The organism is Limobrevibacterium gyesilva (genome assembly GCF_025989185.1).
GTDB classification, from domain to species: Bacteria; Pseudomonadota; Alphaproteobacteria; order Acetobacterales; family Acetobacteraceae; genus Limobrevibacterium; species Limobrevibacterium gyesilva.
On record NZ_JAPDNT010000017.1, the window covers coordinates 58,421 to 72,169 of the forward strand.

The following is a 13,749-nucleotide window of genomic DNA, read 5'->3' on the forward strand; positions in this document are numbered from 1 at the left end:
GCTGTCCGGCAAACGACCGTTGAACGGTCAACGCCGGAATGTCCGGAAACCCTGGACAGCAGATGGGTAGCCGGACAGGATGGTTGCCGGACGGGAAAGCGGACAGCCTGCCGTGGCAAACGTCGGCTACGCGCGCGTCAGCACGGTCGACCAGGATCCGGCACTGCAGCTCGACGCGCTCGCGGCGGCTGGGTGCGTGAAGATCTTCGAGGATCGCGCTTCGGGAGCGCGGGCCGATCGCGCCGGGCTGCGGTCCGCGCTCGACTACGTGCGCAACGGCGACGTGCTGATCGTCTGGAAACTCGATCGCCTCGGTCGCTCACTGCCGCATCTGATCGAGACCGTGACGTCGCTGGCGACGCGTGGCGTCGGGTTCCGCTCCATCACCGAGGCGATCGACACGACGACGCCGGGCGGACGCCTCGTCTTTCACCTGTTCGGGGCATTGGGCCAGTTCGAGCGTGACCTGATCCAGGAGCGGACCCGCGCGGGCCTCGCCGCAGCCGCGGCGCGCGGCCGAAAAGGCGGACGCAAGCCCGTGGTCACCGGCGAGAAGCTCGAACGCGCCCGCGCCATCATCGCCAAGGGATTGACGGTGCGCGAGGCCGCCACCCGGCTCAAAGCGGGAAAGACCGCGCTGTATGCCGCGCTACACGGCTGACAAACCGACGGCCGCGCCGCCATTCCGGGGATGTTCGCCGAAAGTTCGCTCTTAGCGTTGTTCAGCTGACAACCGACGCTATGCCCTCAATATGCGCGCCTGCAGAAGCAGGTGATGTTCGCCTTCAGCAGCAAATACGCGCTCGCGCTCTACGAGATGGTGCAGAAGCGCGGCAATCTGAAATTCAAAACCAGCGAAGAGTTTCCGGTCGAGCGCTTCCGCGCTTTGCTGGGCGTCGATCCGGGCAAGCTCGAAGCCTTCAAGAGCTTCAAGCAGCGCGCGATTGATCCGGCAGTGCTGGAGGTGAATGGCCTCGGCGAATTCGGCTGCAAGGTCGAGCCGTCGGCCTATGCGGGCCGCAAGGTGACGACGGTGCGGCTCTCCTGGTGGGCGAAGAATATGGACGAGCGCAAGCACGCCCTGAACGAGTTGCGTTTCAGCCGGGTCGGGCGCCGTGCGCGGCTCAAAGGCGAGGTCGTCACCGTGGCCACCGCCGGCCTGCCGCTGGCATCACCACAGGATGTTGCCTTGGCGCGGCTCGCTTCTTCGGAGCGGATTGAGGCCCCCCACCCCAAGATGTTGCCGTCAGGCCGACTAAAAGGGCAGGGGGATCAGCGGTCGCAGCGCCCCCACCCCAACTTGTTGCCGTCAGACGGTCCAAAAGGGGAGAGGGGTCAGAGCCCGGCGCCCCCCCACACCAATTTGTTGCCGTCGGGGGGCAGCAGGCTGACGGAAAGTCAGCTGCAGCGCTTCCGGCGCGACTTCGCCGGCCTCGACATTCCGTGGCTTGAGCGGGAGTTTCGTGAGTGGGTGGCGGAACAGGATGAGCCGAGGGACTACGCCGCCGCGTTCTACGGCTTCATGAAGAAAAAGAAGGCGGAGATGTAGCCCGGTCGCTGGGCAGATAAAGGGCCGCGCTAGCGCGACAGCCCCGGATCGTTCAATATTCGCTCGGCAGCAGGATCACGTTGTTGGCGAACCAGAGCGTGATTTCCTCACACGGAAAATCGGTGAACGGGATTTCCTTCGTGAACACGATGTTGCCGTTGCCGTCATCGCAGCTGAGCGTGGCCGTTTGATCGGGCCGGACCTTCAACGTCCACACCTGAAACTCCTCGGCTGATACTGCCTTTTCGTAGGGCTGAATGATCGCGATCTCATCGAGCAGCCAATAGGCGCCGGCCGTATCGGCAACGTATTTCGCGCCGTCGGTGAAGGTGACCTTGCGGTTGATCCCGTGGCGATACCAGTTTTCCGATCCGGTGAACTGGCTGAGTTGGGCTTTGTCGAGTGTCTTGCTCATGGCGTTGCCTTTGTTGGAATTGGGTTGCATCGGCTGATGCAACCCTGGCTTCGCCGAGAACCGGGGGTAGCAAGCGCAAGGGTTCGGATGTTGCTCGCAACATTTTTGGGGGGACCGCCGCGCTCTTTTAGCGCGGTGGGGGAGCCAAAACCGCTTGCGGCCGGTCCCTTGCGGGCGCGAGGACCCAGCGGGTCCTTAGGAACACTGGCGGCGGCAGCCGCGTATCAGGCGTTCCGCCGGCAGGCGGGGATAGTGCGTAAAGGATCGTCACCCGAATGGGCCGAGACGCCTTTTGCGGCTCGGGGCGAAGCCTAGAGCCTGGCCCGTAGGGACACGCCCATGCGGTTCTGCAAACCCTCGACCTTTTCCGGGGCAGGGCAGGGGGGAAACACGGGCGGGGGGCGCCGCCTTTAGCTTGGAAAGCCGAGGTGCTGCCGCCATAACCTCTTGGAAAACCTACATGGACGCCACTGGCGTCTTTTTATTGCCTTTGGGTGCCATTGGCGTATATTCTGGGAATGCCGGGCATTCCTCTCACCGTGGTCGAAACGCCGCAATTTCTGCGGCAGGCGGAGGATGTCTGGTCAGAGGCCGAGCGGCAGGAGTTCGTGGATTACATCGCCCGCAACCCTGAGGTCGGCGATCTGATCCCCGACACCGGCGGCATCCGCAAGGTGCGCTGGCGGCGGCAAGGCATGGGCAAACGGGGAGGGGTGCGGGTGATCTACTTTTACCACAACCCGGTAACGCCGCTGTTCCTGCTCATGGTCTATGCCAAGGCCGTGCGTGAGGATGTGGCCCCGGAAGTAAAGAAGGCGTTGGCGGAATTCGCGGCACGCATCAAGCGCGCCGCGCGAGGATGAGGCGGAGGGTAAGATGAACAAGTTCAGCCGTGATCTGGTGCAGGGCATGAAGGAGGCCGCCGACTTCGCCGAAGGCAAGAAGGCCGCCGCACGCGTGCATGTCGTCGAAGTCCCCGACGTGCGCGCGATCCGTCAGCAGCTCCACATGTCGCAGCAGCGCTTCGCCGAGACCTATCGAATCCCGCTGCCGACGCTCAAGAACTGGGAGCAGGGGCGCCGCGCGCCGGACGCGCCAGCAGCCGCCTACTTGCAGGCGATCTCGCGTCAGCCCAAGGCCATCAAAGAAGCCCTCCAACACGGATGAACGGACGCCGGCGATGCCACTGACGCGCGAATTCAAGGAGCTGCTGCGGAAGCGGATCGCATGCGATCCAGCCTTCGGCGACGCGCTCCTGCGCGAAATCGACGACGCCAAACGATCCGGTGACATCGAGACCGCGAAGGCGATCTCAGGGATGGCGGCGTGAAGCGGCTGTGGCTCGTTCGGCTCGGAAAGAACGGCGAATTCGAAGCCGATGCGCTCGACAAATCGCTGCTGTCGATCGGCTTCAACATGACGACCGACCTGAGTGCTGCGAAAGACCGCGACGCAATCCTGGCCGTCGTGAAGACGACCTTCCCGGACGCGAAGCCGGGCCGGCAAACGAACTTCGCGGCGCAGGTGAACCAGTTCGTCAACACCATGGCGGTCGGCGACATCGTGGTCTCGCCGCTCATGACGCTCCCGAAGATCGGCATCGCCGAGGTCACCAGCCCCTATCAACAGCTTGAAAACGGACATCCGGCACGGCCAGTGAAATGGCTGACGACCGACGTGCCGCGCGACGCCTTCAAGCAGGATTTGCTCTTCAGCTTCGGCGCCATCATGACCGTCTGCGAGGTGCGGCGGAACGATGCGCTGAAGCGCGTTCTGGCTGTCGCCAAGGTCGGCAAAGACCCCGGCGACGGCGCGGCGCCCGACATGCCGGAGAAGATCACACCAGGCGAGACGAGCACCGTCGATGAGACTGACCAGGCCATCAATCTCGAACAAATCGCGCGCGACCAAATCGAGCGGCGGATTTCGAGCGTCTTCACCGGCCATGATCTCACGACCCTGATCGCGGCCATCCTGACGGCGCAAGGCTACGAGACAAACGTGTCGCCGCCGGGACCGGATTCCGGGATCGACATCGTGGCCGGGCGCGGGCCGCTCGGTTTCGAGGAACCGCGCCTCGTGGTCCAGGTGAAGTCGGGTGACATCAACGTCGATCATCCGACGCTGCAAAGTCTGATCGGCTGCGTGCAGGACACACATGCCGATCACGGGCTGCTGGTGAGCTGGTCCGGCTTCAAGCCGACCGTCCGCAAGCGAACCAACGAACTCTTTTTCCGTGTTCGGCTCTGGGGCCGCGAAGAAATCATCAGCGCGCTGCTCAGCGTCTACGACAAACTGCCGGAGGAAATCCGCGCTGAACTGCCGCTACGCCGCACCTGGACTCTGGTGCCAGAGGATGAGGAGGGCGGCCCTTGATGCCGGCCATGTGCGTTGACTACTCCGCAGTGGCAAGACGAACTGATGGTTCCGCCAGTGCCGGTGCCATAAGCCCATATCGGGCCATCAATCCGGCCAGCGTGGCGCTCGGCAGAACGGCATCATGGGGAACCAGTGCATAGGCCCATAGCTTGTCGCCCGTCTCCGCCGCGTGCGCATTGGCGTAGAGGACCCACTTGGTAGCGGCGCGGGCTTTTGCCTGCACGATCGGGTCTGTCATCTCATTGGCCGCCTTGACCTCGACAATCAGTTTTTGGGTGCTGGTTTCGACCACAAAATCCGGCTCATAGGGCTGTCCGTTCGCATATTCGATCCGAAATTGCCGGGAGCCTGGCTTCATCCAGCGAAGCACCGTTGTCTCATTGGCGCTGTCGATGAGCACGGCGAACTCCCGTTCCTCATTCGACTGGAAACGCTGATAGGGGTAACAGCACCGCTGGAAACCGCCAAAAACATGCTTCCGGGTGTCACCGGCAGGAACAACCAGCTGGCGGAAGTTCCGCACGGCCTGGCTGTTTGGCACATTGAAGGCTTGCGGGCGAAGGAGTTGGAAGCCGCGGGCTACCGTTGCCCGGTAGTCGGTCGGCGTTTCCCAATAGTGCTGCTTCATCTGCTCGAAGATGAAGCGGGCGAGGTCCTTGCCATGAACAAGAAGAACATTTTCAACCTCGCCGTCGCCCGGCAAGTAGGCGCGTAACCGCGCAACCATCTGGCCGGACAGCTTGAACAGAAACTCGCTCTGGCTGTCGTAATCGACCTCCGGCATGTCCATGAGGTGACGGACCAAATAGTTTTCCGGCTGCTCCTCGCGTGCGCCTTCGGCACGGCGCGCGAGGTAGGTCCGGGCCTCGTCACGCAACCGCTGGACCATGATCTCGTCAGAGATTGGCTGCCGCGCGATAGCATCCAGACCGGTCAAGTCGAAGTCGTGGAAACCGAACGTGACCTCGCGCGTCGGGATGACGACGATCTCGGGAATTGCGATCGTCAATTCCGTGACCTTGGCGGCGACCGCCGCCACAACCTGCGCCACATTCACCTTTGGCTCGCCAAGCTCAAGCTTTGCTTGGATCGGCGCAAGTGCCTGCTCAACATCGCGGGTGATGCGTGCTTGCACCTCCGGCTCCGAAAGCTGGCTGATGCCTTTTTTCAATTCCCGCTCATACCGATCGGAAATCAAGCGCAACGCAAAATCGGCCGCCTGGCGCTCCCCGTCGGATGAGAAAACCAAATTGGCTTGTTGCTCCGCAGAACCGCCCCCTTGGCCAGTCAATGAAGTTTCCAAGAGGGTTCGGCTGTCCAGCACCGTGGCACCTTGCGGCGATACATCGCCACCTTCGCCAACGATGACGGTTTTTCGGATGGCGACAATCGAGTTCGGATCGCGCGCTGCGCGGATCACGTCGTCAAAGCGGTCATGGGCAATGATTGTCAGTGTATCCACCGCCTCAACGCCCGTGCGGACGCCGTAGGGTAGGCGAAGGCCGCGCCCAAGGGTCTGCTCTGTCAGGATGTCGGAAGCCGACGCCCGCAAGGGCACGATGGTGTAGAGGTTCCGAACGTCCCAGCCTTCCTTGAGCTTGTTGACGTGGATCACAACATCCGTATCGGTGTCACTCTCCAAGGCCAACAGGCGGGCCGTGGCCTCCTCGCTTTCCTCGCCTCGTGTCGCGCTGTCCACGCGGATCACGCGGGCCTTATATCGCCCGTCGAAGAAGCCCTCGGACTCGATGAGTTGGCGGAGATTCTCCGCGTGGGTCGTGTCCTGGGCAACGACCAGCATGAACGGATGAACCGTGGGCCGGCCCGTCGAGCGTGCGTAGATGTCCAGCTCGGCTTTGGTGTTCTCGTGGCAGTGGATGCCGTCTTCGAGCTTGATACGTTCAAGCTGGTCGGGCGTCACCGAATCCGGACGGAAGTCTTTGCGAGTGGCGACGGCCGGTTCTTTGACGAATCCGTCCCGCATGGCCTCACCAAGGCTGTAGTCATAGACAACATTTTTGAACCGCTCGGAGCGTCCGCCCGTCGATCGCGGTGTCGCGGTCAATTCCAGCCCGAGAACCGGCTTTAATTCGGCAACAGCGCGCATACCTGCCTTCGCGCGGTAGCGGTGCGCCTCGTCCATGAGCAACACCAGGTCCGGCAGGCCGGCCAGATAATCGAAGTAGCTCTCGCCGATATACTCGTGCAGTTTTTTGATGCGGCCCTGATCCTTGTTGATCTTGTCCACATTGAAAATGTTAATGATCGCGGTTTCGCCCAACAGATCCCCGCCGCGCAATCCGCGCCCCTGATCCCATGTATCGCCTGTGATCAGAATCGGCGGCATCTGGGCGAATTCGGCGACGCCCTTGAAGACATATTTTTCTGTGTTGGGCTTGAAGTCAGCAATCAGCTTGTCATAGATCGTGGTGTTCGGTGCCAGGACGAAGAAGTTTTTGGCGCGGCCGGACAGATAGAGATAGCTGATAAACGCGCCCATGAGACGGGTTTTCCCGACCCCGGTCGCGAGAGTGAAACAGAGCGAGGGAAAGTCACGCTCGAAGTCGCTAACGCCGGCATACCGGGCATGAACGGCGTCGAGCATATCCGTGACAGAAGCTGCCTTACGGAACGGCACGAGCCCCTCAAGAGGGGAGTGCTCAACGATGTCGGCCAGAATATCGAGACTGTCGGCCTGCGGCGTGCGGAGGGAAAGCCGTGCCTTGATCTGGCGAAGGATGCGCTCACTGGTCATGGATCACGCTTCCTCAGGATCAAGGGAGAGTTCGGCAAAGAGTGACGCTTCGCCAGTGTCACCTTTGCGCGGTCGTCCCCGTTTGCGGGAGGCGACAACAGACGACGGCTCTATGTCGTCAGCGGCGGCTTCGACCGGCTCATCCTCCACGACCGGAAGGTTAGCAATGCGCAAGCTATAATCGTCGCGTCCCCATTCGCATTTTGTCAAAACCACCTTGGGAATTTTTTTGATGGTCAGATTGAGGAATGACACTTCACGCCCGCTGAACGCCTTACAGCAAACCAGCAGCGTGCGTTTCGATCCGACCTCTTCGGACAGTTTACGCAAGGCGTCGTGAGTCAAAGATTGCGTTGTCACATAGATGAAGTCGGTTTCGCTCGAATGACCGTGCTGCCAATATGCTTCCGGCTCAAGCGACGGGGCATAGGTGAAGCCCATGAGCTTGCACATCGCCTCCGCGAGCATGGCGGGGTTATACTCCTTGGCAATCACCCAATTGCTGAAACGGTCTCTCTCAAGAAGGGACGGGGCAAGCCGATAGAAACGGAAGCCTCCGCCACCTCGCCATCCCACAGCCTTCGTTATGCCCTCTTGATCTTCGCCCTCTACAACACTCCGCAGACGTATCTGACAATGAGTTTTGGCGTGCTCACCTAGCTCTATACCGATCCAACGTCGCCCCATTTTATGGGCCACAGCAGCCGTTGTTCCGGAGCCTAGGAAGCTATCGAGGACTAAGTCTCCGGGACTCGTAGTCATCTCCAAACATCTCTTGATTAAGGCTTCCGGTTTCTTACCGTTTTGGAATTTGACGCCACCCTCTTTGTGGATATTGTTCGATAGAAGATCGTCCCAGATATTGGAAACTCTCTCCGCTGTCGTAAGTGCTCCGTCAATCACCCTCGTCTTGCTTCTATAAAAAACTACCTGTTTCCCATTAAAGAAAAAATAGTCGTCGGCTCCGTCGCGTGGAGAGCACTGCACCTTACTGCTGGTCCGAGATGCAATCAGCACCTGCCGGGCGGCTCCATTGACGTCCTGCTCCGCCACCGAAACGAGCTGAGCCACTCTCTCACGGTTGTCGAGAACGAATCGTTCCATTTTCTCTTCGAATTTCCTTCCAGCCGCTTTCTCCCATTCAGAGAATGGCATGCGAGACACTTTCTCGACCGCCGCGCTTAGAGGAATGAAGCTCCACTCATCTATCGGCTTTTCAAAATTAACAATATACTGATTGTATCGCGCATCGCGCTGGATTTTTCGAAAGGTATTTACGTTTTTCCACTGAGATTTTTGCTTTGCATAGACAAGGATAAAGCTCGCTATGCTGACCACACCGGGGTTTCTCGCCTTCGGCCCTGACACGCTGCTTTGCTTGAAGGATATTACCGATATTCTGTTCTGGCGACCAAATATACTATCGCAGATTGCGATCAAATATCCCAATTCATTATCGTCTATGTGAATAAAGATTGTTCCGCTATCAGACAACAGGTTATGCAGGATCCGAACTCTTGCGTCTATCATCGACAACCAAATTGAATGCTCGATTCCGTCGTCGTAGTGATCATAAGCTTCACCGGTATTAAAGGGCGGATCGATGTAGATGCACTGGACTTTTCCGGCGAACTCCTGCTGCACGGCTCGTAGCGCAAGCAGGTTGTCGCCCTGAATGAGCACATTATCGAAGATATCATCCTCCCGCCGCGTTGCGGCGTGGTAGGATAGCTCTGGATTCTCAATCAGGATGCGAGGTTCAAGGCGGGTCCGCTGTTCTTTCCCTACCCAGGTTAGTTCAAGTTTCTGTTTCCTGGTCATGCGGCAACGCTCCACCGGAGGGTAATGAGCGGGGTGATGGTTGGGACGGCCTTGAGCGCGTGCGCAATCGCGTCGAGCCTATCATCCATTTCCGCCCGAACGGCCTTCCGGCGTTGGAAGGTGGTCAGTTTCAATTCATCGGCCTGGGCTTCCAGTGCCTTGATACGGCGCTGCTCCTTCACCTTGTCCTCAAGAGTGATCGCCGTATTCCCGCGCAGGGCCTTTTTCGCCGCCCTTATCTCGGTTTCCATCTGCTTGATCTGGGTGTCCGCCGCCACCTCGATATCGTCGGCGTAGGCGTCGAGCTTCTCGGTTTCCTCGTCGAGCCAGCGACGATTCTCGGCATCCACATCGGCGTTCACAGCCGAACGGGCCGTCTGCTCCAAAGGCGCAAGACGTTCGGTAGGGCAGGGGTCTGGAAGGTCGCTGCGGGCGCCAGGTAGAAGGAAGAGGTCATCCACCGTCTCCTGGTCCAGGTGTTCCGCAGCATCGTCATAGAGGCCGTCGCAGAACCCAGCGACGACAAGCCGATCGCGCTGACCAAGGGCAGCGTCAGCGGGAGTGACGGTCAAAACAGATATGGTCAGCCAGCCGGAACGGCCCGTGAGGCGCTCAACCTTCCCCAGCCGTGGCCAGCCTGCCTGCCGATAGGCCGCATAATCAAAGGAAAGGGCGGTAGGTAGAAGTTTTCTGCTTCGCGCCGCCGCGACGATCTTTTCCGCAAGCGTGTCCTCGGCGAGGCGGAAGAATTGCCAGCCACGTTCGTCAGCCAATGGCCATTCGGTCGTCCAGGTTCGACCATCAAAGTCAAATCGTGGCCCGGTCGTGGTGTGAAACTGAGCCTCTGAAAGCTCTGCGCGCGCGACGGTAAGAAGGCGCTGCTCAAAGGCATTGAGAGTGACTTCGATCTCACTGCCACGCTGCCGCAAACGCGCAACCACATCACGATCGAGGAAGTCAAAAAGCTTCTGACGCGCCTCGCGCATATCACTGGTGATCTGAGCCTCAAGCTCCTCCTCAAGCCGCTTGAACTCGGCCTCAATCTCAACGTCGGTGCGGCCACGCTGCACCGCTTCAACGACCTTGCGCTCGAAGTCGATGCCGCTCTCAATCGCCCCTAGCACCTCGTCGCTCGCGCCAAAAACGCCAGAAAACAGGCGGAATTTTTGATCAAGGAGTTGATAGACGCGCTGCTCGGCGCGGTTGCGGCGATTGAGCATGTTGACGACGGTCACGTCGATCTTCTGACCGTAGCGATGGCATCGGCCGATGCGTTGCTCAACGCGCTGCGGATTCCAGGGAAGATCGAAATTCAGCAGCAGGGAGCAAAATTGCAGATTGATGCCCTCGGCACCGGATTCCGTCGCAATCAGGATCGTCCTGTCATCACCACGGAAAGCATCGACGACTGCCGCCTTCATATCGGCGGAACGCGAACCGGAGATGGCGTCCGTGCCCTTATGCTTCTCCTGCCAGGCTTTGTAGATCGCTTGGCTTTCGGGATCATTGTTCGATCCGTTCATCAAGACAATCTGACCCGCGTAGCCGTTTTCGGAGAGGACAGAGGCCAGATAGGTCTGCGTTCGGACGGACTCAGTGAAGATTACGATCTTCCGCTGACCGCCGCGCTTCTCAACCTCGTCGAGCACCTCGGGTAGGCGGGCGAGGAGCTTTTCGCCCTTGGCATTCGACCCGATCTCGCGGGCAAGCCTGAGATAGGTCTCAACTTCGGCGATCTCGGCCGCAAGCTTCTTCGGATCAATGGCGTGATCGTCAGAATCTCCGTCATCGGCTTCGTCTTCGTCCAGCTCCTCCGCAACCTCGTCGGTATCGTCAGCGTCGGCGACCGTTGACAGGTCGGCGACCTGATTTCTCCGAAGACGATCCAGGATGGTTTGGAGGAATCCAGCAATGGCGGCAACTGACGAACCGAGAATCTTGCGCGCCTGGATGATGACAAGCTGGTTGGGCTTCAGGCCAAAAGCGATCGAGTCAGGCCGCTGAAGGTATTGCGACACGTTATTGTAAAGCTCGGTTTCCCGGTCTGACGGCTCAAAATCGAAAGTCGTAGCGATGCGGCGAGTGAAAGCCACATGCCCTGCTTCTTGCACGTCACGGCGAAGATGGCGCTTGTAGATCGGTGCCATGCGCCGCCGAAGAGACGTTAGAGTCAGCGCGTCGGCGCGGCGACCCTCATACATGGTATTGAAGGTCTTCTCGTCACCGAAGAATTTGTCATCGATGACCGAGACAAGGCCATACAGCTCCATCAGCGTATTCTGCAACGGCGTCGCCGTCAGGAGAATCTTGAACCGGTCCTTGATGGCGTCACGCAAGGCTTTCGCCCTGACTGATCCTGTCGGCTTATAGACATTGCGAAGCCTGTGGGCCTCGTCAAACACCACCAAGTCCCATGCGATCAATCGCAGATCATCCGCCCGGCGGGCGGCAAACTCGTATGAGGTCAAAATAACTGCGGCTTGCTGGTCAAAGGGACGCGGGTGGCCTGCCTTGATGGCTTCGCGATAGGTGCGGGCCTCCAGGATAACGCTCGGCAACGAAAACTTCTCGCGCAACTCCTGCTGCCACTGCTTACGGAGAGAAGCGGGCACGATAAGAAGGATGTGCCGTCTGCGCTCTGCCCATCGCTGCGCGATGATCAGGCTGGCTTCGATCGTCTTGCCGAGGCCCACTTCGTCGGCAAGGATGATTCCCTTCAACAACGGAGAATGCAGACCGAAGAGAGCGGCATCAACCTGGTGTGGCTTGGTCTCAACGCGAGCCGTGGACAGGCTTTTGGCAAACGCATCCTCGCTTCTGCCTTCCAGCATGATCCGTGTGGCGAGGTATGTCCCGTGATGTTCCGTATATCCTGTCATTCGTCCTCTATCGTCCAGCCCGTGCCGGCCGGTCGTTCCGTAAGGCAACTATGTTTCTTGCTTGCGGCCAAGCCTGGCCACAAGCCCGCGCGTGCCGTCCGAATCGGCTATTAGTGAGGTTATAGCCTTATCCGCTCAACCTCGTCCTGCGTGAGCCGGTCCTTCGTGCGGTCGTAGAGCTTGGTCGTGCGCGGGCTTTCATGCGCGGCCATGGATTGCGCGTGCTCAAGGGCGCCGCCATTGCCGAGATAAGCCGTGATACCGGTTGCGCGGAAGGTGTGGTTGCCGATCGGCGCCATGATGCCAGCCGCCGTCGCCCGGCGACGGATCATGTTCCACGCATCGGACTGATCAATCGGCCTGTCGGTCAACACCGTGGCTTTGTGCCTGGGGCTGCTGCGGAACAGCCAGCCCTTGCGGTCCTCGCCGATGCCGGCGGCGGCGATGTAGGCATGCAGCGCCTCGGCAAGGCTGTGATGGCACGGCATCACATGATGCTTGCCACCTTTCTCGTGCAGCCGGAGCCGCCAGCCGGCGCCTTGCGGCCGTAAATCCTCCACCTTCATCCTGAGCGCCGCCGTGATGCGCGCGAAGGAATAGGTGAGAGTGGCGATCAGCGCGCGGTCGCGCAGATCGCGCACGGTCTCCTTCGGAATGCTGTCCATGAGTTTGCGCCACTCGTCGGCGTCGAGCACCGGGGTCGTGCCGGTTTTGACCACATGCTTCGGCCCGCGCACCGCCGCCGCCGGGTTCGTCGGTAGCACCTGGCCGGTGATGAGCCAGTCGAACAGCATCCGCACAGCGGCGAGCTGCTGCTTCGCGCTCGCCGCCGCGTGTTGCTCCTGAAGCTGCATCAACCAGGCCGCCACGTCGGTCGGTCGGATTGCCGCGAGCGTCAATCCGCGATCCTCGCACCAGCCGAAGAATTGTCCGCATGCGCGCGCGTAGGCTCGGCGCGTGTTCGGGTTGTTGATGTTGGCGGTGAAAAAATCGACGTAGCGCCAGCCGGCCTGATCGCCGGCGGCGACGATCAGCGCCGGCACTATATAAGTGTCGGCCGGTGTCGTGAGGGCACCGGGTGGGATGATGGCGGGAAGCTGATGGGTGGGCATTTGACCCCTTCCCTACCACAAGCCTTGTCCATGATAAAGGACCTTATCATGGACAAGACCAACCAAACATCGGGGCAGGGGCCTCACGTGCTGATTGCCGACAGGCTCCGAAGGTCGGATGTGGCATAAATGAATCTTTGCCGCAGGATGGAAGATGACAGAGGCCGCACCGGAAGACCATCTAGCCCTGCTGGACAGCATCCGGCAGAGGATTGACGCAAACCCAGAAGCGCTTTTGGCGAATACCGAAAGCCTTCAAGAAGGCGATTTCGCCCTATTGGGCAAGCTCATTCAGACATATTGCTTCGCCGACCTCAATGCGCGGCGCATAGTGGATGCTCTTCGACATGCTATGATCGGGCCGGAGGCGAGATACGCATCGCGACTTCAAGACGCTCAAGTCTTTCCAAAACTCAAAGAAATCGTGGCGGAGCTACCGACCTGGAACATAAAAGAAGGCCTTCTCAAGGCTGCGGACACAGTCGAACTCCACCGTATCCACCGACATAATTTCGCGCATTGGGCCGCTCGCCGGGTGAAGGGACACAATGTCCTCATCATATTCACAAAGAACGCTAAAGAGAGCGAGCGTCGTGATGGTCAGGCACAAAGCCTGGACGAGCTCAAATATGGTTTGGTTCCTTTAGCTCCTTTGTCCGACGAATTGAAAAAACTCGAAGGGCACGGAGAATATCTCGCCACCACCGCCGCTCATATCGATACCAATTTTAACGCATATAAGGAATTCTTCGACACCAATCGTAGGAGCTAGCACCAAGGCAACTTTTGCGCCAGAAGAAGTGGCTGCCGCTTAAAATGACACCCTATCGACGCCGGGC

At 59.7% G+C, this 13,749-nt stretch carries 12 protein-coding genes; 7 read left to right on the top strand and 5 right to left on the bottom strand.

The genetic code is table 11. The features are described 5' to 3' along the window. Positions 1-112: 112 nt before the first annotated feature. Both OL599_RS17075 and OL599_RS17080 read left to right on the top strand, forming a co-directional pair. Positions 113-661, top strand: coding sequence for a recombinase family protein (locus tag OL599_RS17075; RefSeq protein ID WP_264715053.1), 549 nt, complete (start codon positions 113-115; stop codon positions 659-661). 114 nt (positions 662-775) lie between these two features. Next, the gene (locus OL599_RS17080; RefSeq protein WP_347403216.1) at positions 776-1,549 is read left to right on the top strand and encodes a replication initiation protein; all 774 of its coding nucleotides are present in this window, start codon (positions 776-778) and stop codon (positions 1,547-1,549) included. A 52-nt stretch (positions 1,550-1,601) separates the two neighbouring features. On the opposite strand, the gene OL599_RS17085 is transcribed toward OL599_RS17080, so the two are convergent. Continuing rightward, positions 1,602-1,964 carry a DUF6876 family protein gene (locus OL599_RS17085; RefSeq protein ID WP_264715054.1) on the bottom strand — a complete coding sequence of 121 codons (363 nt, stop codon included), beginning with the start codon at positions 1,962-1,964 and terminating at the stop codon, positions 1,602-1,604. Between the two features lie 539 nt (positions 1,965-2,503). Between OL599_RS17085 and OL599_RS17090 the strand changes: the two genes are divergently transcribed. From OL599_RS17090 to OL599_RS17105, 4 genes are read left to right on the top strand one after another with little or no spacing between them, the layout of a single operon-like run. Continuing rightward, positions 2,504-2,827: a type II toxin-antitoxin system RelE/ParE family toxin gene (locus OL599_RS17090; protein ID WP_264715056.1), complete on the top strand. Its 324-nt coding sequence runs from the start codon at positions 2,504-2,506 to the stop codon at positions 2,825-2,827. Positions 2,828-2,840: 13 nt separating this feature from the next. Then, positions 2,841-3,131, top strand: a complete 291-nt coding sequence (gene nadS / locus OL599_RS17095) for a NadS family protein (RefSeq protein ID WP_264715057.1) — start codon at positions 2,841-2,843, stop codon at positions 3,129-3,131. 13 nt (positions 3,132-3,144) lie between these two features. After that, a complete protein-coding gene (locus tag OL599_RS17100) occupies positions 3,145-3,294 on the top strand; it encodes a hypothetical protein (RefSeq protein WP_264715058.1) in 150 nt (49 codons plus the stop codon). Beyond that, a complete protein-coding gene (locus OL599_RS17105; protein ID WP_264715059.1) occupies positions 3,291-4,340 on the top strand; it encodes a restriction endonuclease in 1,050 nt (349 codons plus the stop codon). The genes OL599_RS17100 and OL599_RS17105 overlap by 4 nt, the downstream gene beginning before the upstream one ends. 19 nt (positions 4,341-4,359) lie before the next feature. On the opposite strand, the gene OL599_RS17110 is transcribed toward OL599_RS17105, so the two are convergent. The 4 genes from OL599_RS17110 to OL599_RS17125 all read right to left on the bottom strand — a co-directional run bounded on the left by OL599_RS17110 (position 4,360) and on the right by OL599_RS17125 (position 12,910). Beyond that, the gene (locus OL599_RS17110; protein ID WP_264715060.1) at positions 4,360-7,098 is read right to left on the bottom strand and encodes a DEAD/DEAH box helicase; all 2,739 of its coding nucleotides are present in this window, start codon (positions 7,096-7,098) and stop codon (positions 4,360-4,362) included. Positions 7,099-7,101: 3 nt separating this feature from the next. Next, positions 7,102-8,919 (bottom strand): site-specific DNA-methyltransferase, encoded by a 1,818-nt coding sequence (locus tag OL599_RS17115; RefSeq protein WP_264715062.1) that lies wholly within the window; start codon positions 8,917-8,919, stop codon positions 7,102-7,104. After that, positions 8,916-11,798 (bottom strand): SNF2-related protein, encoded by a 2,883-nt coding sequence (locus tag OL599_RS17120; RefSeq protein ID WP_264715063.1) that lies wholly within the window; start codon positions 11,796-11,798, stop codon positions 8,916-8,918. Before OL599_RS17120 ends, OL599_RS17115 begins: the two co-directional genes overlap by 4 nt. Before the next feature lie 119 nt (positions 11,799-11,917). After that, positions 11,918-12,910 carry a site-specific integrase gene (locus OL599_RS17125; RefSeq protein ID WP_264715064.1) on the bottom strand — a complete coding sequence of 331 codons (993 nt, stop codon included), beginning with the start codon at positions 12,908-12,910 and terminating at the stop codon, positions 11,918-11,920. 154 nt (positions 12,911-13,064) lie between these two features. Here OL599_RS17125 and OL599_RS17130 point away from each other — a divergent pair, with 154 nt between their 5' ends. Then, a complete protein-coding gene (locus tag OL599_RS17130) occupies positions 13,065-13,682 on the top strand; it encodes a hypothetical protein (RefSeq protein WP_264715065.1) in 618 nt (205 codons plus the stop codon). Positions 13,683-13,749 lie beyond the last annotated feature (67 nt).